A 23,209-nucleotide genomic window follows, 5' to 3' on the forward strand; every position below is an offset into this window, starting at 1 on the left:
GCAGGACACGTTGCGGGAGGGCTGCAACGCAACTGCGCCCATTCCCTGGAGGACCTCATGTCTGTCCGACGTCTGCTTGCCCTGGCCTGCTCGGCCAGCTTGTTCACCACCGCCGCCGCATGTGCCGCGCCTGCCGTCGCGCCGGCTGCCGCCATTCCCAAGGCGCAATGGCCGTTCCAGGCCACCACCGTTGCCGATTTCGACGAGCCCTGGGCAATGACCTTCCTGCCCGACGGCAGTCTGTTGGTCAGCGAAAAACGCGGTGCATTGATGCGGCTGGATCTCAAGACCAACCGCAAGAGCGCCATCACCGGCATTCCGGCAGTCGCCTATGGCGGCCAGGGCGGCTTCGGCGATGTCCTGGCGCATCCGCGCTTTGCCAAGAATGGCCTGGTTTATGTCAGCTACGCCGAACCGGGACAGGGCGACACCCGCGGCGCAGCAGTGGCACGCGCCAAGCTCACGCTGGATGCCAGCGGCGGCGGCACGCTGTCGGACCTGAAGGTGATCTGGCGCCAGGATCCCAAGGTCACAGGCAACGGTCACTTCGGGCACCGGCTCGCCTTCGGCCCGGACGGCAAGCTGTGGATTAGCTCCAGCGAACGCCAGAAGTTCACCCCCGCTCAGGACATGCAAGCCAATCTCGGCAAGCTGATCCGTCTCAACGATGACGGCAGCGTGCCGGCCGACAACCCATTCGCTGCGCAGGGTGGCGTTGCCGCGCAAGTGTGGTCGTTGGGTCACCGCAATATTCTCGGCCTGGCCTTCGACGGCAAGGGGCGCCTGTGGGAACACGAGATGGGCCCGCTCGGCGGCGATGAGTTGAACCTGATCCAGCGCGGCGCCAACTACGGTTACCCGATCGTCTCCAACGGCGACAACTACGACGGCACCCCGATCCCGGATCACAACACCCGCCCGGAATTTGCCGCGCCCAAGATCAGCTGGACACCGGTGATCTCGCCAGCCGGCTTTGTGATCTACAGCGGCAAGCAGTTCCCGGCGTGGCGCGGCAACGGCTTTATCGGCGGCTTGTCGTCGATGTCGCTGGTGCAGGTCTCGCTCGGCGATCAGCCGCGCGAGGTGGCCCGCTACGACATGGGCGCGCGCATTCGCGAAGTGGAACAGGGTCCGGACGGCGCGCTGTGGTTGCTGGAAGACGAAGCCAGCGGTAGCACCGGGCGCCTGCTCAAGCTGACGCCCAAGAGCAAGGCGGCAGTCGAGAACGACGCGTAACTCCGCAAGATCGCGCCCAGGGGAGTCGTGCCACCGCCACGCGTCGAATGTGTGCTGGCGGTGGCCACGATTTTCGCGGCGAAGCCGTCTTCGACCCGGTGCGGTATATGGCGCGATACGCGCAGATGCGAGCAACCCCGTGGTCCCACATCGACCAGGCACGCGTCTACATCTTCTCTGACCCGATGACGGCACGCCCTTGGGCCACGTCCGCCATCGTCAAACCCGGTGCAGTATCCGCACTCCGCTGCGTGTCGCGTGAGTGCGTCATACCAAGCCCGTGGGTGTTCAGGCCTCCAGCAACTCGAACGTCACCGCCTCGCCACTCTTGGCCGAGGCGCACACCCACACATCGAACACGCCCGGCTCGGCGCCAAACACATTCCTGTGGTTGGTAAAGGCCAGTGCGTCACGTGTCAGGGTGAACACCACGTCCGCGCTTTCGCCAGGCTGCAACAACACCTTGCGGAACCCCTTGAGTTCGCGCACCGGGCGCACCCGGCTGGCCACGCGATCGTGCACATACAGCTGCACCACTTCTTCGCCGGCCACGCGGCCGGTATTGGTGACGCGCGTGGTGATGGTCAGGGTCTGGTCCCAGCCCAGCTGCGCACTGCTCAGCTGCGGCTGCGCATACGCAAAGGTGGTGTAGCTCAAGCCATGGCCGAACGGATACAACGGCTCGTTGGGCATCTCGCGCCAGCGTGCCTTGTATTCGGACAGTGTTGGCAGTTCCGGGCGGCCGGTGCGCAGATGGTTGTAGAAATACGGCTGTTGCCCGGTCACCTGCGGAAAGCTGATCGGCAGACGCGCGGAGGGGTTGTAGTCGCCGAACAACACGTCGGCCACGCCGGTACCGGTCTGCGTGCCCAGGTACCAGGTCACTGCAATCGCATCGGCATCGCGCACCGCACCGCTCAGGGCCAGCGCGCGGCCATTACGCAGCAGCACCACCATCGGCGTGCCGGTGGCGGCGATGGCTTCGGCCAATGCCTGCTGCGCCGGCGGCAACACGATCTCGGTGCGCGACTGCGCCTCACCACTGAAGCGCTGCGGCTCGCCCAGCGCCAGCACCACCACATCGGCGGCCTGCGCCGCATCGATGGCGGCGGAAATACCGCCCGGCAGCGCGTCTTCCAGGCCACAGCCCGGCACCACCGTCAGATGCTCGCTGTCGACCACCGCGCGCACACCCTGCTCCAGGGTCACGTAGCGCTGCTTGTCGCCGAACAGTGTCCAGCACCCCTCGATGTTCTCGCGGTCCTGCACGAACGGCCCGATCAGCGCGATGTGCTGCCCGCTTTTCTTCAGTGGCAACACCTCGCCCTGGTTCTTCAGCAACACGATCGAACGCCGCGCCGCATCGCGCGACAACGCATCGTGCGCGGGCAGATGCGCGGTGTCGGCTTCGCGTGCCGGATCCAGCGAACGGTACGGGTTGTCGAACAGCCCGATCGCCTCCTTGAGCTGCAGCATGCGGCGCACGCTGGCATCCAGCGTGGCCATCGGCACCTCGCCGCTTTCCACCAGCGATGGCAGATGCGCGGCATAGAAGCCGCTCTGCATGCTCAGATCCAGGCCAGCCAGGAATGCCTTCTTGGTCGCATCGCGCTCATCGGCGGCATAGCCGTGCGCAATCAGTTCCATGTCGGCGGTGTAGTCGGAAATCACCACGCCGGGGAACTGCCATTCGCCGCGCAGGATCTCGGTCAGCAACTCGTGGTTGGCACTGGCCGGCACGCCGTTGATGTCGTTGAACGAGGACATCACGGTCAGTGCGCCGGCATCGAAGGCGGCCTTGAACGGCGGCAGGTGCACATCGCGCAGGGTCTGCGGCGCGATGTCCACGGTGTTGTATTCCATACCCGCAGCCACGGCACCGTAGGCGGCGAAGTGCTTGGGGGTGGCCAGCAGGCAATCGTCGGCCTTCAGATCGCTGCCCTGGAAGCCGCGCACGCGGGCGGCGGCAAACGCCGCGCCCAGTACCGCGTCTTCGCCAGCGCCTTCCGCGCCACGGCCCCAGCGCTGGTCGCGGGCAATGTCCACGGCCGGTGCGTAGGTCCAGTGCAGGCCGGCGGCAGTCGCCTCGATCGCGGTGGCGCGCGCAGTGCGCTCGGCCAACTCGGGCTCGAAGCTGGCCGCCTCGCCCAGCGGGATCGGGAACACCGTGCGCATGCCGTGGATCACGTCCGCCGCCAGGATCACCGGGATGCCCAGGCGGCTTTCTTCCACCGCCACCTTCTGGATCTGCACGCCCAGCGCGGCGCCGACGCCATTGAACAACGAGCCGACCCGGCCTGCACGCACCTGCTGCAGCACCTCGTCGGCGTTGAGCACATTGGCTTCGGGATTCACGTCCGGCGCAAACGGCCGCACCATGTCGGCGAACACACCCAACTGTCCGACCTTCTCTTCGACGGTCATCTGGGCAATCAGGGTTTCGATACGATCAGCAGCCATGAGATCCTTGAGAAAACGTTTACATGGCCGTCAATTCTAGCCTGACGCGACCGCGAGGGGGCAAGTGTCGGGATTTGGAATTGGGGATTGGGGATTTGTCGGGTCCGGTTGAACCGCGCCTTGGGCTTGGGATCGGTGGCGTAGTCGTGGACCCCTGGTCCGACGCCGCCTGGATCTTGCGGGGTTAGGCCAAGGATCGGAACTCGCCGAGCGCTGCCGCGGCCGGTGGCCGTCAGCGGGCCCGCTCGCGCTCGATGATCACTCCCACCGCCTGCGCGCCGCGCACCGCACCGGGCTTGCTCAGCTTCAACCGCAGCCAGTGCACGCCGAACTCGTCCAGCACGATCGCCGCGCAGCGCTCGGCCAGGGTCTCCACCAGCCCGAAGTCGGAGGCTTGCACAAATTCGATCAGCCGTTTGCTCACCGCCTTGTAGTTCAGGGTATCGGCGATGTCGTCGCTGGCGGCCGGCATGCGGTTGTCAAAGCCCATTTCCAGATCGAACCGCAGCGTCTGGCGGATGCGCCGCTCCCAGTCGTAGATGCCGATCAGCGCATCGATTTCCAGGCCTTCGATAAAAACTTTGTCCATAGGTGGGGAATCGGGAATAGGGATTAGGGAATGGTGAGAAGCACAAGCAACGACAGGGCAGCGCGAACGGAATCAAAGTAGCGCTTTTACGATTCCCGATTCCCGATTCCCGATTCCGCCGCCAGCGGCGGCAAGCCCGCCATATCCCAACGCGGCGTCACATGCACTGCCGCGTCGGCGCGCTCGCCGGCCTCCAGCCGCAGCGCGCCGGCGAAGGCGATCATCGCGCCGTTATCGGTGCACAGGGCAGGCCGCGGGAAGCACACCCGGCCGCCGCGCCGCTGCGCCGCATCCTGCAGGCGTGCGCGCAGACGCTTGTTGGCACCCACGCCGCCGGCCACCACCAGGGTGTTGCAGTCAGCCGCATCCAGCGCGCGCAGGCATTTGATCACCAGTGTCTCCACCACCGCATCCTCGAACCCGCGCGCGATATCTGCCCGCGTGGTATCGGACTGGTCGCTGCCGCGCCAGGCCAGCAGCACCTGGGTCTTGAGCCCGCTGAAACTGAAATCCAGCCCGGGCCGGTCGGTCATCGGCCGCGCGAACTTGTAGCGCCCCGGGGTGCCGGTTTCGGCCAGCGCCGCCAGTTGCGGCCCGCCCGGATACGGCAGGCCCATCATCTTGGCGGTCTTGTCGAAGGCCTCGCCGGCTGCATCGTCCAGCGTCTCGCCAAGCACCTCGTACTCGCCCAGCGCCTTCACCGACACCAGCTGGGTGTGGCCGCCGGAGACCAGCAGCGCCACGAACGGCGGCTGCGGCGGGTCGTCTTCCATCAGCGGCGCCAGCAGATGGCCTTCCATGTGATGCACGCCGATCGCCGGCACGTCCAGCGCCCAGGCCAGCGACCGCGCCACACCGGCACCAACAAGGAGTGCGCCGACCAGGCCCGGGCCGGCGGTATAGGCCACCCCATCGAGTTCGTCGATCCGCAACCCGGCCTCGTCCAGGGTCTGGCGGATCAGCGGCAACAGCTTGCGCACATGGTCGCGACTGGCCAGCTCCGGCACCACGCCGCCGTATTCGGCATGCAGCGCGATCTGGCTGTAGACCGCATGGGCACGCAGCGCCGGCACGCCCGACAGCGCGGTGTCGTAGACCGCCACGCCGGTCTCATCGCACGATGATTCGATCCCAAGAACTTTCACGGCAACTCGGCAGGCAGGGACATGCGGCCTATTTTCGCAGCTTTTGCCCTGCGCAGATCGGCCAGGGGCGATCTGCTGCGCAGCCGTGTGATCGCCGCCGGATCACCCGCAAGCGCAGGCTTTATCAGGCTTGCTCGCGCAGATGCCGCAGGGGGCTTGCAGGTCGTTGGCAAGTCGTTATAATGCGCGGCTCGCCGGGGCAACCCGGAAATTCCGTCACGCGAGTCCGCTCGCACCCGCCCGGGGCTCCCGGACGGAAATCCCATTATCTGGAGAACCCATGCCCAGCGTTAAAGTCCGCGAGAACGAGCCCTTCGAATTTGCGCTCCGCCGTTTCAAGCGCACCTGCGAAAAGGCCGGCGTGCTGGCCGAAACCCGCAAGCGCGAGTTCTATGAAAAGCCGACCCAGGAGCGTAAGCGTAAGGCTGCCGCTGCTGTGAAGCGTCAGTTGCGTCGTTCCTCGCGCGACGTCACCAAGCGCCAGCGCTTGTACTGATCGAACGCGGTTCCTTGCCGACGGGCATGCGCTGAAGGCGCGGCCCATCGGAGTGGGACCCAAGAGCCGGCACGCGCAAGCGTCGCCGGCTTTTTGTATTGGTCCGCTGCCAGGCGACCGCTGCGTTCTGCGCAGCTGCAGAGCCGACCGGCATCGCTGCCGCCATCCGCGCCTGCCCGGCCCGACTTCCTGCCGATGCACCGTGCCCGTCATGGCGCATCGGCACATCAGCAACACGCACTCCCAGGAGTTACACCATGCCCCTCAAGCAACAGCTCACCGATGACATGAAAGCCGCCATGAAGTCCGGCGACAAGCACAGCCTGGGCGTGATCCGGCTGATCAATGCCGCGATCAAGCAGAAGGAAGTGGACGAGCGCGTCGAGATGGACGATGCCGCCGTGATCGCCGTGCTCGACAAGATGGTCAAGCAGCGCAAGGACTCGGTCACCCAGTTCGAAGCCGCCGCACGCGACGACCTGGCGCAGATCGAGCGCGAGGAGATCGTGGTGATCGAGCGTTACCTGCCGGCCAAGATGGGCGAAGCCGAGATCGTCGCCGCCATCCAGGCAGCCATCGCGCAGACCGGTGCCAGCAGCCCGGCCGACATCGGCAAGCTGATGGGCGCACTCAAGCCCAAGCTGGCTGGTCAGGCCGATATGGGCCTGGTCTCGACGCTAGTCAAGCAGCATCTAGCGGGCTGAATTTTTCGCCTGCACAGTGCCCTGTGCCCGATGGCCAGGGCACTGCAGCGAGCCGCCCGAGTGCGGCTGGCTTGCAGCGCCGTTTCAATAGCAGCACACGCGCAACATCCAGCGCCCGCTTTCACCCGATCTTTGAACATGCCCTGTTAGAACACCTTCGCCAGCACAGGTCCGGGTGAAGCATTCCGCATGCCGGCTTCACCTCACGACGCCTGCGCACACAACGATATGCCCAAGGATTCCCCCGCCGGTGACGAAGCTCTCAACCGAACACCTGCAGAAACATCTGAGCCGCCTGCAGCGCAGCCTGCCGATGGCACTGCTCAATCGCTTTCTCGAGATCGACGTGATGACGCAGGCCGCGTCGCTGTCGTTCTACGCCTTGCTGTCGTTGGCACCGCTGCTGGTGCTGCTGCTGTGGCTGACCGCATCGCTGTATCCACCTGCACAGGAAGCGCTGGTGCAGCAGATCGCGCAACTGGCTGGCGGTAGCGCGGCGGAAGTGGCCGACACGGTGATCCGCAATGCCACCGATCAACCCGGCGTAGGGTCGTTGGCCGGACTGTGGAGCACGTTGCTGCTGTTCATCGGCGCCACGGCGGTGTTTGCGCAGTTGCAGAACGCCCTGAACCTGATCTTCCGCACCGACAAGCAGCGCCTGGAAGGCCTGATGGCGTGGCTGAAGAAGCGCGTGTTCTCGTTCGGCGTGATCCTGGCCCTGGGCTTCTTGTTGATCGTGTCGATGATTGCCACCACCGCGTTGCAGGTGGTGTTCGCACGGCTGCCATCGGTGCTGCCGGCAATCGGCTACATCACCACCCTGGCGCTGTATTCGCTCGCCTTCGCTTTTCTGTATCGCTATCTGCCCGATCGCACCGTCAACTGGCGGCAGGCCTTCGTCGGCGGTGTGATCACCGCGCTGTTGTTCGCGCTGGGTCGCTACGGCATCGGTCTGTACATCGCCAAGGCCGCGCCTGGCAGCGCGTACGGTTCGATGGGCACCTTGGTCATCCTGCTGGTATGGATGTACTACGCCTCGGTGGTGTTCTTCGTCGGCGCCCTGCTGACCGCGGTGATCGACGAGCGCGTGCGCTCGCATCGCAAGCTGCGCGAGGCCGGCGTGGATACGGACAACCTGCCGCCGGTCGCCGCCGAACCAGACGCTACGCTGCAGCCGCCGCAAGCACCAACGCGCAGTTGATTGCGCATGCTGCGCCTGGCGCGGCGCGTGCCCGAGCGGCATACGCCGCTTTGCTGAGGGCCCTCGCTCACTGAAATCGGCGCGCGCCGGCGGCTGGGATATCCTAGCGGGATGGCCCGCATCCCCGACGCATTCATCGACGAACTGCTTGCACGCACCGACATCGTCGAGGTGGTGGGCGGTCGTGTGCCGCTCAAGCGTCAGGGCAAGGAATACTCGGCGCGCTGCCCGTTCCATGACGAGCGCTCGGCCTCGTTCACGGTCTCGCCGACCAAGCAGTTCTATCACTGCTTCGGCTGCGGCGCGCACGGCACCGCGATCAGCTTCCTGATGAATTACGACCGCCTCGAATTTCTCGATGCGGTCGACGAGCTGGCCAAGCGTGCCGGCATGGAAATCCCGCGCGAGACCCAGCAACGTACTCCGCAGCAGCAGGACGACAGCCGCGAGCTGTATTCGGCACTGGAGGCGGCGACCAAGTTCTTCCAGCGTCAGCTCGAGGGCAGCGAACGCGCCCGCGACTATCTGGACGGCCGCGGCGTGGATGCCGATAACCGCGCGCGTTTCCAGATCGGCTACGCGCCCGATGGCTACAGCGCACTGAAGGACACGCTGGGCACCGATGCGCGCCGCATGAGCGTGCTCGAACGCGCCGGGCTGTTTTCCAAGAACGATCGCGGCCATGTCTACGACAAGTTCCGCGACCGGGTGATGTTCCCGATCTTCGACCGCCGCGGCCGCGTGATCGCCTTCGGCGGACGCATCATGGGCGCGCCGGCCGACGGCCGTGACCCGGGGCCGAAATACCTCAATTCGCCGGAAACCGCGCTGTTCCACAAGGGCCGCGAGTTGTACGGCCTGTGGCAGGTGCGCCAGGCCAATCAGAAGATCGAGCGGCTGATCGTGGTGGAAGGCTATATGGACGTGGTCTCGCTGTTCCAGTTTGGCGTCACCCAGGCGGTGGCCACGCTGGGCACGGCGACCACGCCCGAACATGCCGAGTTGTTGTTCCGCAACGCGCCGGATGTGTACTTCTGCTTCGACGGCGACAACGCCGGCCGCAAGGCGGGCTGGCGTGCACTGGAATCGGTGCTGCCACGCATGAAGGACGGCCGCCAGGCGTTCTTCCTGTTCCTGCCCGATGGCGAGGACCCGGACACCATCGTGCGCAAGGAAGGCGCGCAGGCCTTCGATCAGCGCCTGAAGCAGGCCACGCCGCTGTCGCAGTTCTTCTTCGACGAGATGTCACGCGAGATCAACCTGCACACGCTCGATGGCAAGGCGCGGCTGGCCGAACGCGCCAAGCCGATGCTGGCACAGATCCCCGAAGGCGCATTCGGCGACCTGATGAAGCAGGAGCTGTCGCGCCTGACCGGCGTGGGCGTCAGTCAGGCGGCGCAGGCGTCCACATCGCAGGCACGGCCACCTGCCCGCATGGGTGCACCCGCGCAGAAACGCAGCCTGGTGCGCGCGTCGATCGCGATCCTGCTGCAGCGGCCGTCGCTGGCGATGAGCCTGGAAGGCGACCACGATTTTTCCGGCCTGCGCCTGCCCGGCATCGACCTGTTGATGGAACTGCTGGCACTGGTGCGGCAACGCCCGGAAATCAGCACAGGCGCACTGCTGGAACACTTCGCCGAGCGCGACGAACAGGCCGCGCTGCAGAAGCTGGCCGCACAGGCATTGCCCGGCGACGAACACAGCTGGGCGATGGAACTGCATGACGTCGTCGCGCAACTGGACAAGCAATTGCTGCGCCAGCGCCTGGACGAACTGCAGGACAAGCAGCGCGCGCAGGGCCTGGACGACACCGACAAGTACGAATTGCGCGAGCTGTTCAAGGCGCTTGCTGCGTTGTAGTGCGGGTAACGCGAGGGGATCGGCTTACGCTGTCGTCTGCGGGCCAAGCGCGCACGCTGCACGACGCCATGGCCCAGTTGCACCGGCAACTGCTGCAGCAGCGCATTGAAGAGCTGCAGACAAGGCAACGCGCACACGGACTCGACGAGATCGACCAGCAGGCACTGCGCACTGCCGCGCCTGCGTTCGGGCGCGCACTGAGCACCCGGCGAACGCTGTCAGACCACCTGTTGCCGACGCAGCCGGCCAGCCGTGGCCGCCGCATGCAGGTGCGCGCTCATAGCTGCTTGAACAAGGTCTTGGCCATCGAGCCGAGCGCCGCGCTGACCGCTTCGATCTTGTCGGCATCGGCCAGTGCGGCCTGGCCGGCATGCGCGGTCAGCCGCTCGATCAGGGCATCGCGCGCGGACGCGCCGTCGGCACTCTGGGTCTGCGGCGTACCGGACACCGGCGTGAGCCATGGGGCAATCAAGGCCTGATAGGCGGTGGTGTGCTGGGAAGCCATCTGCTCGAGAAATTGCAGGACCGTGGTGGGGGTGCCGGTGAGCGTACCGGTCAGCGGCTGGTTGGCGATCTGCCGGTAATTCACAGTGGACGCTACCGCATTGGCGATGGCCACATCGACCAGCACATCGATCTCCTTGATCGGCGCATTCCCGTACAGCGTCTTGATCTGACTCAGCATCGGCACGGTCCAGGCATGCGGCACGCAATCGAGCGTGTTCCACAAGTCGGCATTCCAGATCTGATACGGCGCCGCGCCCGGCGCTGGAGAGGGCAATGCCTGTGCATACAGCGCGGCGAACCTGCCGTTGCCCGGCGTGGCGCCGGCGGTGGGATAGCAGTGCACGGCGCTGAAATTGTCCAGCTTGCCGTTGGTCTTCAACCAGGTCGCCAAGGTCGGCGACAGCGCACCGCCCAGGCTGTGCCCGGCAAAGATCACCGTCGCCTTGCTGCCATCCAGCGCTTGCAGGAAATCCAGCAGCGTCGTGTTCGGCGCCAGTGCGGTGGAGGGACTGACCATGTTGAGCAGATGCCACACACCGGTGGCGGCGCCCATCGAGATGACCGCCGAACCCGGCTTGACGGGTTTCTTCGCCGCAACCGGCGCGGTGCCGAGCAACGGCGTGTAGGTCGCAAAATCCACCACCGAGGACACATCGAAGTCTTCGGTGAACCAGTCGTAGAGCGACTCCGGGTTGGTGGCGCTCAGCGCGACCACATATGCCTCGCCGATGCCCGGCATGGCGTCGGTATGGGCCACGTACATGGCATTGCCCGACAGCGACGAATCGGCCGCCTGCCAGACCTGCGGCCCCCACACCAGTTGCCAGTCGCCGATCCTGTCCTGGGTGTCGGCCGATGCCAGCGTCTGCAGCAACGTGGCCTGGTAGTCCGCCTGCAACGCCGGCTGGCTGCCCCTGCGATCGCCCACCCAGTTGGCCAGGGCGGAAAGCGCAAAGGTCTGTTGATATTGGTCGTAGCGCATGGACCGGCTCCTTTCCTTAGGCCTTGCGTGGAAACACGAGCGAACACGCACGCGGCGTGCGGGCACCGTTCGGGCACGGATGCGCGCGGCGTGTGCAACCGGAATCTAACAAAGGATGTGCGTGCCAGAAGCGCCGCGCAGCGGAATCTCGACGCATCGCACGAATCGCCCACCACACCGAGCGGCGCCATCCGCAATGCTGCAGGCAGGCGCAAGCGCACGCTGCTGCCGGAGCCGGTGCGAGCACGCATGCGTCCCCGGCTTGCGCTGCGCGGCCGACTCGCACGGTGCACGCTGGCCTCTACAATGGCACTCTGCAGACAGCCCTCCCCCTGAATACGCACGATGATCAAACACTGGCTGGCGCGGTTGCGCATTGATCCATTCACCCTCGCGCTGCTGTGCACGGTCACGCTCGCCTCGTTCCTGCCGGTCTCCGGCACCGCCGCGGCGGTCATGGACGATGTCACCGACGTGGCGATCGCCGCGCTGTTCTTCCTGCACGGCGCGCGCCTGTCGCGCGAGGCGGTCAAGGCCGGCGCGCTGCATTGGCGCCTGCATCTGGTGATCCTGGCCTGCACCTTCGTACTGTTCCCGCTGCTGGGGCTGTTGTTCAAACCGCTCGCGCATCTTGCGCTGACACCGGAGCTGTATATCGGCGTGCTGTTTCTGTGCGCGCTGCCGTCCACGGTGCAATCATCGATCGCTTTTACCTCGATGGCGCGCGGCAACGTGCCGGCAGCCGTGTGTGCCGCCTCGCTTTCCAGCCTGCTGGGGGTGTTTTTCACGCCGTTGCTGATGGGCGCCCTGGTCGGCAGCCAGGGCGCGATGGCGCACCCGGCCGAAGCGATCGGCAAGATCCTGCTGCAGTTGCTGGTGCCGTTCCTGGCTGGCCATTTCATGCGCCCGTGGATCGGCGGCTGGGTCGAACGGCATCGCGCCGTGCTGCGTTACACCGACCAGGGCACCATCCTGCTGGTGGTCTACACCGCCTTCAGCGCATCGGTGAACGAAGGCCTGTGGCAGAAGACGCCGTTGCCGGCCTTGCTTGCGGTGCTCGGCGCCGCCGCGCTGTTGCTGACAGTGGCGATGCTCTCGATCACCTTCATCGCGCGGCGCCTGCGCTTCAACCGCGCCGACGAGATCGCGATCGTGTTCTGCGGTTCGAAGAAGAGCCTGGCCACCGGCGTGCCGATGGCCAAGGTGATGTTCGCCGGCGGTGGCCTGGGCGCGATCGTGTTGCCGATCATGCTGTATCACCAGCTGCAGCTGATCGTCTGTGCATTCGTTGCCGCGCGTTATGCGCGCACCGCGCCGGGCGAGCCGCAGATCACTCCCGGTGGTCATTAAAGGTAACGGCCACTGCACGGCGGTGGTCTGATCGATGACACCCAGCACAGCCCGCGCTGCGTGCCCTGCAGAGGCCTGCTTGCCGCCAGCGCGTTGCCTGCTTGCCATCGCCGGCCCGCTGCGCCCGGCGCGACACCGGTTCGCGTTGCGTGCCGGTGCCGGTTGTAAGCAGATATACAACGGTTATGACGCACTCCGACGCTGGCACAGTGCCGCTCGCTAGAGTGTTCGATCCACCTTGCCGCCCCCATCGGTGATTGCCATGACGCTATCGTTCCGACGCCCTGCCCCGTCCCTGATCGCGCTGCTGGCGGTGCTGGCCACGCTCACTGCCTGCAACAAGCCCGCCACGCCGCCAGCCCCGACACAGACCAAGGCGGCCGCCACGCCGGCGCCTGCGTCCAGCATCGCCTGGCGCGAGGGCGATGTCGAAGATGCCTTCGCCGAAGCCAGTGAAAGCGGCAAGCCGATCCTGCTGTACTGGGGTGCGGCCTGGTGCCCGCCCTGCAATCGACTGAAGGCCACCTTGTTCAAGGACCCGACCTTCATCGCCCGCACGCAGCAATTCGTGGCGGTGCATCTGGACGGCGATTCGGAGGGCGCGCAGGCCTGGGGCGAACGCTTCGGCATCAAGGGCTACCCGACCATCATCGTGCTGCGCCCGGATCGCAGCGAGATCACCCGCCTGGCCGGCGATGCCGACAACGCGCGTCTGGCCGATGTGCTGCGGGTGGCGGCCAAGAGCACCAGCACCGCCAGGCAACTGCTCGACACCGCATTGCAGACCCCGCAGCAGCTCAGCGCGGACGACTGGGCCGTGCTCGGCAACTATGCCTGGGGCACCGACGATCGGCTGGTCAAGCCGGAGCAGGCCGTGGATGTACTCACGCGCCTGTCCAGGTCGGCGCCGCAGCCGGCGCTGCAACGCAGCTTCGCCCTGGCGGCGATTACCGCAGCCAAGGAACCGCCTGCACCCAGCGCGGCGTCACGCACGTTGCTGGAAGCGGTGCTGGCCGATCCGGCAGAGGTGCGCGCCAATCTCGGCACGCTGAGCTACATGCCTGCACGGCTGGTCGCAGCTGCCAGTAGCGATGCCGGTGAGCGCACTGCCTTGTCCAATGCGCTGAATCTGGCATTGGACAAGGTCTACGCCGACACCGCACTGCCGATCGCCGACCGGCTCGGCACCGCGTACGCCCGCATCCAGCTGGCACGCCTGGCACAAGGCCAGCCCACCGAAACCGAGGCCAAGGGCCCGCAGCCGCCACTGCCCAAGCCCGTGGTCGACACCGTGCAACAACGCGTGCAATGGGCGACCGACACCGCCAGGACCGATGAGGAGCGCCAATCCACCATCAGCACCGCCGCGGCACTGCTCGGCGAGGTGGGCGACCGCAGCGGCGCCGAACAGTTGCTGCTGGCCGAGTTGACGCGCAGCAAGACGCCTTACTACTACATGCCCGAACTGGCCGATCTGGCCGAACAACGTGGCGATAAGAAGACCGCGCTGTCCTGGCTCAGGAAGGCTTACGAAAGCGCGCAGGGACCGGCCACCCGCGTGCAGTGGGGCGTGATGTACGTGGATGGCCTGATCCGGCTCAGCCCGGACGACACCGCCGGCATCGAGACCGCTGCCACGCAGGTGATCGGCGAGCTGGCCGGGCAGCCCGATGGCTACCGCCAACGCACCCGGCAGCGCTTCGCCACGCTGGGCGCCACGCTGAAGACCTGGAGCAAGCAGCATCGCCAGGAAGGCAATGCAGTGCTGACGCGCCTGCAGCAGAAGATGCAGAGCAGCTGCGACAGCAAGAACACCAGCGAGTGCGCCAGCTGGCTGAGCTGAGCCGGCGTGAGCGAGCAACCAGCTACGCGGCGAATTTGAGTGCGCTAAGTAGCGATTGCGCGCCGGATGCTCAACGGCGCGCACGACAGGTGTGTAAGAGCGAGATGGGCCGGTTCCAGCCACCGGCCGCATCCGCCTGACGGCTGCCTCGATCGCAGCTCTATCGATCGCCTTGATGGCAGCAGCGGGCATTCGCTGCCGCTAGCGCACCCACGGCAACAGCAGGTGGTCCACCATCAGAAACGCGAACAGCGCCATCAGGTAGACGATGGAGTAACCGAACATCTTCATCGAGAACAGCTCGTCCGGCGGGTCGAGCATGCGCCAGGCGTACCAGAGGAACACCACGTTGAGCACCACCGCGCCGCCCAGGTAGAACAGCCCGCTCATGCCCACCGCCACCGGCAGCAGGGTCACGATCGCCAGCAGCACCGTGTACACCAGGATCTGCTTGCGCGTATGCGGCACGCCATGGGTGACTGGCAGCATCGGGATCGCCGCCTTGGCGTAATCGGCACGGCGGAAGATCGCCAGCGCCCAGAAATGCGGCGGCGTCCAGATGAAGATGATCAGCACCAGCAGCGAGGCATTGATCCAGTCGGCGCTGGTCGGCAAGCCGGTCACTGCGGCCCAGCCCAGCATCGGCGGCGTGGCGCCGGCCAGACCGCCGATCACGATGTTCTGCGAGGTCGCACGCTTCAGGTACACGGTGTAGATCACCGCGTAACCGATCAGCGACGCAAACGTCAGCACCGCGGTGATCACATTCACCCAGACCACCAGGATGGTCATGGAGATCACGATCAACACGCCGGCAAACAGCAGCACCTGCCACGGCCGCACCTTGCCCACCACCAGCGGGCGCCACGAGGTCCGCGCCATCTGCGCGTCGATCTTGGCGTCCAGCAACTGGTTGATCGCCGCCGCCGCCGACGCCGCCAGCCAGATACCCAGAAAACCCAACGCACCGGTGCGTACCTGCACCCACGTCGGCACATCGGGGATGGCCAGGAACATGCCCACCAGGGCGGTGAACACGATCAGTGCCACCACCTTGGGTTTGGTCAAATCCCAGTAATCGCGTGCGCTGACAGCCATGCTCACTCCGGCGCGCGCAGCCGCGCCAGCAGCGAGACCAGCACGAACAACAATGCGACCGCGCCGCCGTTATGCAGCACCGACACTTCCAGCGGCAACGCCAACTTGACGTTGAGCATGCCCAGCGTCACCTGCACCGCCACCAGCACCGCCAGCACACCGGCCCACACCCGCATGCCCGGCGAACGCGACAGCCGCCAGGCCAGCCACCACAGATACAGCGCCGTCGCAATCGCCCACAACCGGTGCGCCATCTGGATGGCGATACGCGCTGCGCCATCGAGCACACCGCCTTCGTAATCCACCCCGATCCCGCGCCACAGCGTGAAGCCTTCGCGGAAGTCATGCGGCGGCCACCACTGACTGACGCAGCGCGGGAAATTGTCGGCCGACCAGCTACCGCCGCCACAGGCCAGCGCCGCGTAATTGGCACTGACCCAGCCGCCGAGGGCGATCTGCAGGCCCAGCACCGCCACACCCGCACGCAGCAGCCACTTGAGCCGCGAGGCATCGGCCAGCGTGATCGGCAGGTGGGTCGCGCGCCAGGCCATCCACACCAGCAGCGAGAACATCAGCATGCCGCCGAGCAGATGGCCCATCACCACAATGGGTTTGAGCAGCAGCGTCACCGTCCACATGCCCAGCAGCGCCTGGAAGATCACCACCGCCAGCGTCAGCACCGCCGCACGCGCCAGGTCGATGTTGCTCCAGCGCAGCGCCGCCAGCAGCAGGATGGCCTCGCCCGCAATCGCCACGCCGAACGCCAGCGCGTGCCAGCCGGACATGTACAGCGGAATCGACAAGGCCACCAGCACCGCAGCAGAAACCACCTGGGCGATGCCCATGCGGCGGCGGCGCACCGCCAGCAACGACAGCACCAGCACCTCCACTCCGAGCGCGCCGGCCAGGAAGCGGTGCACCTGCTCGCGCCAGGCCTTGTGCGATTCCAGCGGCCGGATCTTGCTGGCCACATGCGTATTGGCTTCGTCGCTGGTCTGCGGCCAGGTGACGCGGCCGTAGCAGGTCGGCCAGTCCGGGCAGCTCATGCCGGCATCGGACAGGCGCACGAACGACCCGAACAGGATCGTGCTCGCAGTGAACAACGCAGCCAGCCAGGCCATGCGATGGAAGTGGCGGAACAATACCGGTGGCGCAAACAGATTCATCGAAACGGGCTCACATCAGTTTCAGCAGCTTGACCAGATCGGCACGCAGGCCAGCCGGGTCGAACCCCGGGGCGTACCGCAGGATCACGAAGCCATTCGGGTCGATTACATACACCGGCACGCCGGCGGCATCGTTGGCACGCGGCAGGCCCTGCCGCAGCCGCGCGTCGTCGCGCAGCACACGCAGGGCCGGCATCGGCGGCAGACCGGCCGGCGGGGCGCCGATCCACAACACCTCCACCTTGTCGGCGCGATGGCCGAGCAGCTGCCATACCTTGTCCAGTTCGGCCGCCAACATCACGCATTGCTGCGTGCAGCCGGCAGGCGGTGCGAGCGCAATCCGCCACACACGTTCGGCAGGTGTCCAGGCATACGGCTGCCCGTCCGCGCGCACCGGCACCAACCCGCGCAGGTCGGCGGGCGGCTTGAGCAGTTCGCCGTGATTGCGCATCGATGCCGGCTGCCATCCGGAGAAGCGCAGCACGCCGGCCAGCAACATCGAGCCGAAGAACAGCACCGCCAGGGCAATCAGCATCCTGCGGCCGCGTTTGACCGAATGCGGCGTGGCCGATGTGGAGGAGGTCATGCCGGCGATTTTCTCATGCCGCAGGCGTCAGTGCCCGCGTCGACGGCGGCGGCGCGCACGCCAGCTCAGCAGCGTCGCGGTAACCAGCACCGCCGCGGCCAGACCGAACCATTGCACCGCATAACCCAAGTGCCGCGCGGGTGGCAGCGTATTCGGCAGCATCTCCAGGTCGCGTGCATACCCGACCGGTAGGGCTGGATCCAGGCGCAGGACCTGCGACGAAATGTCGCGCCTGCCCAGCGCGCTGCGCAGGGCGCTGGTATCCAGACGCGTGGCCAGCCAGGTCTGCGGCGCATTGCCGGCGGCCAACGCCGGCCCCATTGCGAGTCCGGCCGAGGGCGGCGCACTCAGCAAGCCCTGCAGTGTCCGGGTGCCTTGCAGTGGCGCGATTGTCGGCAGCTGCCGATTGGCCGGCAACGGCAGCCAGCCCAGATCGACCAGCAGCGTGACCGGGCTGCCCTGCGGCGCGACAAGTTGATAGACGCGCACACCGGCGCGCCCGGCATGCAGCTGGTTGTCCAGCAGCACCTGCTGCGGCAGGAACCGCACCTGTCCGCTCGCCCAGGCCAGCGCATGCGGCGTGGCCAGGGCCTGCACCAGGGTCAACGGCGTCTGCCGCACATGCGCCGCGCGTTCCAGCAACGCCTGTTTGTCGTGCATGCGCTGCAGCTGCCACTGACCAAGCGCCACAAACCCCGCACTGACCAGCACGGCCAGACACCATCCCAACACCGCCGTGTGCTTGCGCGTCATGACAAGCGACGCAAAAAGGCGTGCAATGCCGTTACCACGCCGACGACCACCGGGGCTGTTGTGAACGATTCGCTCAAGACGTTGCTGATTGTCGCCTTCCTGATCGTGATCCTGTGGAACCTGGGTGCGGGCCTGTATTACCTGCTCACCGACCGTGGCGAAACCAAGCGCACCGTCAACGCACTGACCTGGCGCATCGGTCTATCGGTCGCACTGATCGCCGTTGTGATCCTCGGCATCTACACCGGCTGGATCAAGCCGCATGGACTCGGCCGCTGACGCGGCCGATGGGATTGGGGATTCGGCATTGGGGATTGGTAACAGCAAATGCGGATCGCTCTAGCGAATCCCCAATCCCGACTCCCCAATCCCCGCCCTCAAAGTACATACACGAACAGGAACAACGCCAGCCACACCACGTCGACGAAGTGCCAGTACCAGGCCGCCGCTTCGAAGGCGAAGTGGTTGTCGCGGGTGAAGTGCCCGCGCGCCACCCGCAGCCACATCACCGCCAGCATGATCGTGCCCAGCAGCACGTGCATACCGTGGAAGCCGGTGAGCATGAAGAAGGTCGAGCCGTAGATGCCCGATCCGAGCGTCAGATTGAGCTCGGTGTAGGCGTGGATGTATTCCTCGGCCTGCAGGAACAGGAACACGCAACCCAGCAGCACGGTCAGGCCCAGCCACAGCAATAGCGCCCCACGACGGCCGCCCTTGAGCGCGTGGTGCGCAATGGTCAAGGTCACGCCGGAACTGAGCAGGATCAGCGTATTGATCAGCGGCAGGCCCCAGGCGGGAATGGTCTGGAACTGCCCACCGATCGTGCCGGGGCCATTGGTCGGCCATGCAGCGGAATAGCCGTTCCACAGCAGTTCGTTGGTCATCACGCCATCGCCTTCGCCGCCCAGCCAGGGCAGCGTCAGCACACGCGTGTAGAACAGCGCGCCGAAGAAGGCGCAGAAGAACATCACCTCGGAAAAGATGAACCACACCATCCCCATGCGGAAGGAGCCGTCCACCTGGCGGTTGTAGTGCCCGGCGTTGGATTCGCGGATGACATCGCCAAACCACATGAACAAGGTCGCCAGCAACATCGCCATGCCGACAAAGAACGTCCAGCGCCCCCATGCCGCATCGTTGAGCCAGCTGGCCACGCCGATCATCATCACGAACATCGCAATCGACCCGACAAAGGGCCACTTGCTCTGGCTCGGGACGAAATACGCATCGGCGTTGGGACTATGGTCGGCCATGGCGTTGCTTCCGTGTCGGTGCTGCGTGTGGATGAAGGATCAAGGCGCCGCGCGCGGTGCGCTGGATGCGCCACCGCCCTGCAACTCCGAGGTCAGGGTGTCGTTGCGATAGAACGTGTAGGACAGGGTGATCGTGGTGACTTCTGGCGGCAGCGCAGGGTCGACAATGAAACGCAGCGGCATATCGCGCGTTTCGCCGGCCTGCAAGGTCTGCGCGGTAAAACAGAAGCATTCGGTCTTGTTGAAGTATCCGGATGCCCGCGCCGGTGCGACCGATGGCACCGCACTGCCGACCACTGCCCGCGCACTGTCGTTGCGTGCGAAGTACAGCGCCTCATTGAGTTCGCCCGGCACCACATCCATCGTCATATGCTCGGGATGAAAGGTCCACGGCAGTTTGGAATTGACCCCGGCATCGAACTCCACCCGAACCGTGCGTTTGCCAGCCCCTGCAATCGCAGCTGCATTGCCACGCGTACTGCCCGGCGCGCGCTCCATGCGGATGCCGAAGACTTTTTCGCACGCGATGCGATACAGCGGCACCAGCGAAAAGGTCAGCACGAACACGCCCAACACCACGCCCAGCAGCTTGAACAGGCCGGCCGTCGGTGCAGGTGCGGGCGCCCGCGCGTTCACCGCCCGATGACTCCCGACGCAATGAAACCCGCATAGATCAGCAGCGCGATGATGCCGACGGTGATCGCCGTGCGGCGCACCGCACGACGCTGTTGCGCCTGCCGTTCGGCAGCGGAGAGCAGACGTGCCACAGCCGGCGGCGCGGACTCAGTGACCGATGTCTTCATGCGCAAGATCTCCAGGCTTGATCACCGGCGGCACGGTGAAGGTATGCGCCGGTGCCGGCGACGGCACCGTCCACTCCAGTCCCTTGGCGCCTTCCCAGGCACGTGCGTCGGCCTTGGCGCCGCTGCGCAGCGAGGCGAGCAGGATGCCGGCCATCAGGAACGGCGTGGCGAACATGCCGAACGCGCCGATCGAGCTGATCAGGTTCCAGTCGGCAAACACCACGTTGTAATCGGGGATCCGCCGCGGCATGCCGGCCAGGCCAAGGAAATGCTGCGGGAAGAACAGCAGATTGACGAACACCATCGTCCACCAGAAATGGAACTTGGCCCAGGTCTCGTTGTACATCCGCCCGGTCCACTTCGGCCACCAGTAGTACACCGCCGCAATCAGCGCGAAGACCGCACCGGTGACCAGCACATAATGGAAATGCGCGACCACAAAATAGGTGTCGTGATACTGGAAATCCGCCGGCACGATTGCCAGCATCAGGCCCGAAAATCCACCGATGCTGAAGAGAATCACGAACGCCACCGCCCACAGCATCGGCGATTCGAACGTCAGCGAGCCCTTCCACATCGTGCTGACCCAGTTGAACACCTTCACCCCGGTCGGGATGGAGATCAGCATCGTGGCAAACATGAAGTAGATTTCGCCGCCGAGCGGCATGCCCACGGTGAACATGTGGTGCGCCCACACGATGAAGCTCAGGAACGCGATCGCCGCGATCGCATAGACCATCGCCTGATAGCCGAACAGCGGCTTGCGGCTGAAGGTCGGGATGATCTCACTGACCACGCCGAACGCCGGCAGGATCATGATGTAGACCTCCGGATGCCCGAAGAACCAGAAGATGTGCTGGTACATCACCGGGTCGCCGCCGCCGGCCGCATTGAAGAAGCTGGTACCGAAGAACTTGTCGGTCAGCAGCATGGTCACCGCGCCGGCCAGCACCGGCATCACCGCGATCAGCAGGAAGGCGGTGATCAGCCAGGCCCAGCAGAAGATCGGCATCTTCAGCAGGTCGATACCCGGCGCGCGCATGTTGAGCACGGTGGCGATGATGTTGATCGCACCCATGATCGAACTGACGCCGGCAACATGGATCGCAAATACGCTGAAGGCCACGTTGTAGCCGCCCTGCAGCGACAGCGGCGGGTACAGCGTCCAGCCACCGGCCGGTGCACCGCCGGGCAGGAACAGCGTCAGCAGCAGCAAGGTAAACGCCACCGGCAACAACCAGAACGACCAATTGTTCATGCGCGGCAACGCCATGTCCGGCGCGCCGATCTGCAACGGAATCATCCAGTTGGCCAAGCCGACGAAGGCCGGCATCACCCCGCCGAAGATCATCACCAGGGCATGCACGGTGGTCATCTGGTTGAAGAATTCCGGCTTGACGAACTGCAGCCCGGGCTGCATCAGTTCAGCGCGGATCACCACGCTCATCGCCGCGCCGATGATGAACATCACGAAGGAAAACAGCAGATACAGCGTGCCGATGTCCTTGTGATTGGTCGAGAAAAACCAGCGCTCGACGAAACCGGGCTGGTGGTGTCCGTGGTGATCGACTGCGGTATGCGCCATGACGGAACGACCTCTACGAAGCGGTGCGGTTGCGGGCGATTAAAGAGCGGCGGTCGGTGCGGCGGCCGGAGCAGGCGCCGCGGCTGGAGCGGCCTCGCCGGCAGGCGGTGCTGCAGGTGTGGGCGCCGGCGCCGGGGTGCCGGCCGGTGCAGCAGGCGCTGCGCTGGCACTGCGACGGGCCGCCAGCCAGCGCTGGAATTCGGCCTTGGGCAGCGCTTCCACCACGATCGGCATGAAGCCATGATCCTTGCCGCACAACTCGGCGCACTGCCCGCGATACACGCCCGGTTGCTCGATATTGGTCCATGCCTCGTTGACGATGCCGGGGATCGCGTCCTGCTTCCAGCCAAGGGCCGGCACCCACCACGCATGGATCACGTCGTCGGCGGTGATCACGAAACGGATCTTGGTGTTGACCGGCAGCACCAGGCGGTTGTCCACGTCCAGCAGATAATGCGGTTGCGATGCAGCGGTCGGACGCTCGCCACTCTGGCGGATGCGGTCGGATTCGCGCGCCAGCCGGCTGGTGAACTCCACGCCCTGGCCCAGATACTCGTATTTCCACATCCACTGGTAGCCGGTGACCTTGACGGTCATTTCCGACTCGCGGGTGTCGTACATCGCAATCAGTTTGGCCGTCGCCGGCCAGGCCATCGCAATCAGCACCAGCACCGGGATCACCGTCCACAGCACCTCGGCCGTGGTGTTGTGGCTGAATTGCGCGGCCACCGCCCCCTTGGACTTGCGGAACTTGAAGATCGCATAGCCCATCGCACCGAACACCAGCGCGCCGATCACCACGCAGACCCACAGCGCCACCATGTGCGCCTCGTAGGCCATGCGCGCAGTCTGGGTGACCCCACGGCCCATGTTGAGCTGCCATTCCTTCGGGTCGGCCGATTGCGCCCAGGCGACTGAAGCGCTCGACAGCGCCACCGTCGCCAAAGCCAGTTTCGTATACGTCGCCTTCCAGCTGCTGCGTTGCGTCATTGCCTAGACCCTTACGTCATCGGTGACGGCCATTGGCGGCCGCGAGCAAGCGTTTCAGCGTAGTTGCCAGTTCCACACGTTCGGCCGGCCCGAGAAAACTTCCGATCTCGATCTGCTTGCCGCTGCTGACCAGCACCACCCTGTCGTCGCGTTCCATGCATAACCTCACCCAATGCGGATGTGCCTGAAACGCTGGTGGCGCATGTCCGGATGGAAACACCTCGACAACGGTCTCCCCTACCCGGATCGCTTCTTCGCGCTCGCCACTTCGCCACAACTGCCGTAGCGCCAGCGCCACCACACCACTGTGCAACAGGGCGAACACCGGCGCGAATGCATTGCCGGTCCACCACCCCAGGCCCGCAAATACCCACATCGTTCCCGCCAAGACTGCGAACAGCTGCACGAACTGCCTGGCCGACAATGCCCGCGGAGGCCGCAACCGCAACTGCGTCCCGACCCCTTCGGACATCAACGGCAGTACTTCGATCATTGGCAACACGCAGCGCACTGCGGGAATGGCCCGATGGTAGACCCGCACGAATGCATGCGGCAAGCGTTTCCGGCAATCATGCGATTGCTGCAGTGCAGCTAAAAACACG

Annotated in this window: 22 protein-coding genes; 8 read left to right on the top strand and 14 right to left on the bottom strand. The window is 65.6% G+C overall.

All coding sequences use genetic code 11. The features are described from left to right. The first annotated feature begins 57 nt into the window (after window positions 1-57). Complete coding sequence (locus KHN93_RS19245; RefSeq protein ID WP_211921125.1) at window positions 58-1,236, top strand: PQQ-dependent sugar dehydrogenase; 1,179 nt, start codon at window positions 58-60, stop codon at window positions 1,234-1,236. A 288-nt stretch (window positions 1,237-1,524) separates the two neighbouring features. Here the strand turns inward: KHN93_RS19245 and KHN93_RS19250 are convergent, their stop codons facing one another. The 3 genes from KHN93_RS19250 to tsaD all read right to left on the bottom strand — a co-directional run bounded on the left by KHN93_RS19250 (window position 1,525) and on the right by tsaD (window position 5,430). After that, window positions 1,525-3,696: a glycoside hydrolase family 3 N-terminal domain-containing protein gene (locus tag KHN93_RS19250; RefSeq protein WP_065048571.1), complete on the bottom strand. Its 2,172-nt coding sequence runs from the start codon at window positions 3,694-3,696 to the stop codon at window positions 1,525-1,527. A gap of 232 nt (window positions 3,697-3,928) precedes the next feature. Then, on the bottom strand, window positions 3,929-4,285 hold the full coding sequence (folB, locus tag KHN93_RS19255) for a dihydroneopterin aldolase (protein WP_047127501.1): 357 nt from the start codon (window positions 4,283-4,285) through the stop codon (window positions 3,929-3,931). Between the two features lie 86 nt (window positions 4,286-4,371). Further along, on the bottom strand, window positions 4,372-5,430 hold the full coding sequence (gene tsaD, locus KHN93_RS19260; RefSeq protein ID WP_104561361.1) for a tRNA (adenosine(37)-N6)-threonylcarbamoyltransferase complex transferase subunit TsaD: 1,059 nt from the start codon (window positions 5,428-5,430) through the stop codon (window positions 4,372-4,374). A gap of 280 nt (window positions 5,431-5,710) precedes the next feature. Here tsaD and rpsU point away from each other — a divergent pair, with 280 nt between their 5' ends. From rpsU to dnaG, 4 genes are all read left to right on the top strand, one after another. Then, window positions 5,711-5,926, top strand: a complete 216-nt coding sequence (gene rpsU, locus KHN93_RS19265) for a 30S ribosomal protein S21 (RefSeq protein ID WP_002808376.1) — start codon at window positions 5,711-5,713, stop codon at window positions 5,924-5,926. 257 nt (window positions 5,927-6,183) lie between these two features. After that, window positions 6,184-6,630 carry a GatB/YqeY domain-containing protein gene (locus tag KHN93_RS19270; protein WP_016902816.1) on the top strand — a complete coding sequence of 149 codons (447 nt, stop codon included), beginning with the start codon at window positions 6,184-6,186 and terminating at the stop codon, window positions 6,628-6,630. 250 nt (window positions 6,631-6,880) lie between these two features. Further along, a complete protein-coding gene (locus tag KHN93_RS19275) occupies window positions 6,881-7,831 on the top strand; it encodes a YihY/virulence factor BrkB family protein (RefSeq protein ID WP_104561359.1) in 951 nt (316 codons plus the stop codon). 111 nt (window positions 7,832-7,942) lie between these two features. Beyond that, a complete protein-coding gene (dnaG, locus tag KHN93_RS19280; RefSeq protein ID WP_039518482.1) occupies window positions 7,943-9,691 on the top strand; it encodes a DNA primase in 1,749 nt (582 codons plus the stop codon). A gap of 277 nt (window positions 9,692-9,968) precedes the next feature. On the opposite strand, the gene KHN93_RS19285 is transcribed toward dnaG, so the two are convergent. Continuing rightward, entirely contained in the window at window positions 9,969-11,180 is a 1,212-nt protein-coding gene (locus KHN93_RS19285; protein WP_104561357.1) for a lipase family protein, read from the bottom strand. A 345-nt stretch (window positions 11,181-11,525) separates the two neighbouring features. On the opposite strand from KHN93_RS19285, the gene KHN93_RS19290 reads away from it, so the two are divergent. Then, window positions 11,526-12,530, top strand: coding sequence for a bile acid:sodium symporter family protein (locus tag KHN93_RS19290; RefSeq protein WP_016902812.1), 1,005 nt, complete (start codon window positions 11,526-11,528; stop codon window positions 12,528-12,530). 262 nt (window positions 12,531-12,792) lie between these two features. Continuing rightward, the gene (locus tag KHN93_RS19295; RefSeq protein WP_104561355.1) at window positions 12,793-14,373 is read left to right on the top strand and encodes a thioredoxin family protein; all 1,581 of its coding nucleotides are present in this window, start codon (window positions 12,793-12,795) and stop codon (window positions 14,371-14,373) included. Between the two features lie 201 nt (window positions 14,374-14,574). Here the strand turns inward: KHN93_RS19295 and cyoE are convergent, their stop codons facing one another. From cyoE to KHN93_RS19315, 4 genes are read right to left on the bottom strand one after another with little or no spacing between them, the layout of a single operon-like run. Beyond that, complete coding sequence (gene cyoE, locus KHN93_RS19300) at window positions 14,575-15,471, bottom strand: heme o synthase (RefSeq protein ID WP_016902810.1); 897 nt, start codon at window positions 15,469-15,471, stop codon at window positions 14,575-14,577. A 2-nt stretch (window positions 15,472-15,473) separates the two neighbouring features. Continuing rightward, a complete protein-coding gene (locus tag KHN93_RS19305; protein WP_104561353.1) occupies window positions 15,474-16,637 on the bottom strand; it encodes a COX15/CtaA family protein in 1,164 nt (387 codons plus the stop codon). A gap of 10 nt (window positions 16,638-16,647) precedes the next feature. Next, entirely contained in the window at window positions 16,648-17,223 is a 576-nt protein-coding gene (locus tag KHN93_RS19310) for a hypothetical protein (protein WP_039816002.1), read from the bottom strand. 27 nt (window positions 17,224-17,250) lie between these two features. Beyond that, window positions 17,251-17,976 carry an SURF1 family protein gene (locus KHN93_RS19315; protein WP_211921127.1) on the bottom strand — a complete coding sequence of 242 codons (726 nt, stop codon included), beginning with the start codon at window positions 17,974-17,976 and terminating at the stop codon, window positions 17,251-17,253. A 60-nt stretch (window positions 17,977-18,036) separates the two neighbouring features. On the opposite strand from KHN93_RS19315, the gene KHN93_RS19320 reads away from it, so the two are divergent. Next, on the top strand, window positions 18,037-18,255 hold the full coding sequence (locus tag KHN93_RS19320; RefSeq protein ID WP_006449736.1) for a twin transmembrane helix small protein: 219 nt from the start codon (window positions 18,037-18,039) through the stop codon (window positions 18,253-18,255). A gap of 98 nt (window positions 18,256-18,353) precedes the next feature. Here the strand turns inward: KHN93_RS19320 and KHN93_RS19325 are convergent, their stop codons facing one another. Genes KHN93_RS19325 through KHN93_RS19350 form a run of 6 tightly spaced genes read right to left on the bottom strand, consistent with a single transcriptional unit; the run spans window position 18,354 to window position 23,100 of the window. Beyond that, window positions 18,354-19,229, bottom strand: a complete 876-nt coding sequence (locus KHN93_RS19325) for a cytochrome c oxidase subunit 3 (RefSeq protein ID WP_016902806.1) — start codon at window positions 19,227-19,229, stop codon at window positions 18,354-18,356. A gap of 39 nt (window positions 19,230-19,268) precedes the next feature. After that, window positions 19,269-19,865 (bottom strand): cytochrome c oxidase assembly protein, encoded by a 597-nt coding sequence (locus tag KHN93_RS19330; protein ID WP_104561349.1) that lies wholly within the window; start codon window positions 19,863-19,865, stop codon window positions 19,269-19,271. Next, a complete protein-coding gene (locus KHN93_RS19335; RefSeq protein ID WP_024938846.1) occupies window positions 19,862-20,032 on the bottom strand; it encodes a hypothetical protein in 171 nt (56 codons plus the stop codon). The genes KHN93_RS19330 and KHN93_RS19335 overlap by 4 nt, the downstream gene beginning before the upstream one ends. Beyond that, window positions 20,013-21,617 carry a cytochrome c oxidase subunit I gene (gene ctaD / locus KHN93_RS19340; RefSeq protein ID WP_016902803.1) on the bottom strand — a complete coding sequence of 535 codons (1,605 nt, stop codon included), beginning with the start codon at window positions 21,615-21,617 and terminating at the stop codon, window positions 20,013-20,015. The genes KHN93_RS19335 and ctaD overlap by 20 nt, the downstream gene beginning before the upstream one ends. Window positions 21,618-21,656: 39 nt before the next feature. Further along, complete coding sequence (gene coxB, locus KHN93_RS19345; RefSeq protein WP_211921129.1) at window positions 21,657-22,607, bottom strand: cytochrome c oxidase subunit II; 951 nt, start codon at window positions 22,605-22,607, stop codon at window positions 21,657-21,659. Between the two features lie 16 nt (window positions 22,608-22,623). Further along, a complete protein-coding gene (locus KHN93_RS19350) occupies window positions 22,624-23,100 on the bottom strand; it encodes a DUF2244 domain-containing protein (protein WP_016902801.1) in 477 nt (158 codons plus the stop codon). Window positions 23,101-23,209: the final 109 nt, after the last annotated feature.

The sequence above is a fragment of the Xanthomonas arboricola pv. juglandis genome (genome assembly GCF_905367715.1).
GTDB lineage: Bacteria > Pseudomonadota > Gammaproteobacteria > Xanthomonadales > Xanthomonadaceae > Xanthomonas > Xanthomonas arboricola.

Excerpts from the sequence above, each read along its gene's own strand:
- KHN93_RS19245 (WP_211921125.1), top strand. The coding sequence starts at position 58 with ATGTCTGTCCGACGTCTGCTTGCCCTGGCCTGCTCGGCCAGCTTGTTC.
- KHN93_RS19250 (WP_065048571.1), bottom strand. The coding sequence starts at position 3,696 with ATGGCTGCTGATCGTATCGAAACCCTGATTGCCCAGATGACCGTCGAA.
- folB (WP_047127501.1), bottom strand. The coding sequence starts at position 4,285 with ATGGACAAAGTTTTTATCGAAGGCCTGGAAATCGATGCGCTGATCGGC.
- rpsU (WP_002808376.1), top strand. The coding sequence starts at position 5,711 with ATGCCCAGCGTTAAAGTCCGCGAGAACGAGCCCTTCGAATTTGCGCTC.
- KHN93_RS19270 (WP_016902816.1), top strand. The coding sequence starts at position 6,184 with ATGCCCCTCAAGCAACAGCTCACCGATGACATGAAAGCCGCCATGAAG.
- dnaG (WP_039518482.1), top strand. The coding sequence starts at position 7,943 with ATGGCCCGCATCCCCGACGCATTCATCGACGAACTGCTTGCACGCACC.
- KHN93_RS19285 (WP_104561357.1), bottom strand. The coding sequence starts at position 11,180 with ATGCGCTACGACCAATATCAACAGACCTTTGCGCTTTCCGCCCTGGCC.
- KHN93_RS19290 (WP_016902812.1), top strand. The coding sequence starts at position 11,526 with ATGATCAAACACTGGCTGGCGCGGTTGCGCATTGATCCATTCACCCTC.
- KHN93_RS19295 (WP_104561355.1), top strand. The coding sequence starts at position 12,793 with ATGACGCTATCGTTCCGACGCCCTGCCCCGTCCCTGATCGCGCTGCTG.
- cyoE (WP_016902810.1), bottom strand. The coding sequence starts at position 15,471 with ATGGCTGTCAGCGCACGCGATTACTGGGATTTGACCAAACCCAAGGTG.
- KHN93_RS19305 (WP_104561353.1), bottom strand. The coding sequence starts at position 16,637 with ATGAATCTGTTTGCGCCACCGGTATTGTTCCGCCACTTCCATCGCATG.
- KHN93_RS19310 (WP_039816002.1), bottom strand. The coding sequence starts at position 17,223 with ATGACCTCCTCCACATCGGCCACGCCGCATTCGGTCAAACGCGGCCGC.
- KHN93_RS19315 (WP_211921127.1), bottom strand. The coding sequence starts at position 17,976 with ATGACGCGCAAGCACACGGCGGTGTTGGGATGGTGTCTGGCCGTGCTG.
- KHN93_RS19325 (WP_016902806.1), bottom strand. The coding sequence starts at position 19,229 with ATGGCCGACCATAGTCCCAACGCCGATGCGTATTTCGTCCCGAGCCAG.
- KHN93_RS19335 (WP_024938846.1), bottom strand. The coding sequence starts at position 20,032 with ATGAAGACATCGGTCACTGAGTCCGCGCCGCCGGCTGTGGCACGTCTG.
- ctaD (WP_016902803.1), bottom strand. The coding sequence starts at position 21,617 with ATGGCGCATACCGCAGTCGATCACCACGGACACCACCAGCCCGGTTTC.
- coxB (WP_211921129.1), bottom strand. The coding sequence starts at position 22,607 with ATGACGCAACGCAGCAGCTGGAAGGCGACGTATACGAAACTGGCTTTG.
- KHN93_RS19350 (WP_016902801.1), bottom strand. The coding sequence starts at position 23,100 with ATGATCGAAGTACTGCCGTTGATGTCCGAAGGGGTCGGGACGCAGTTG.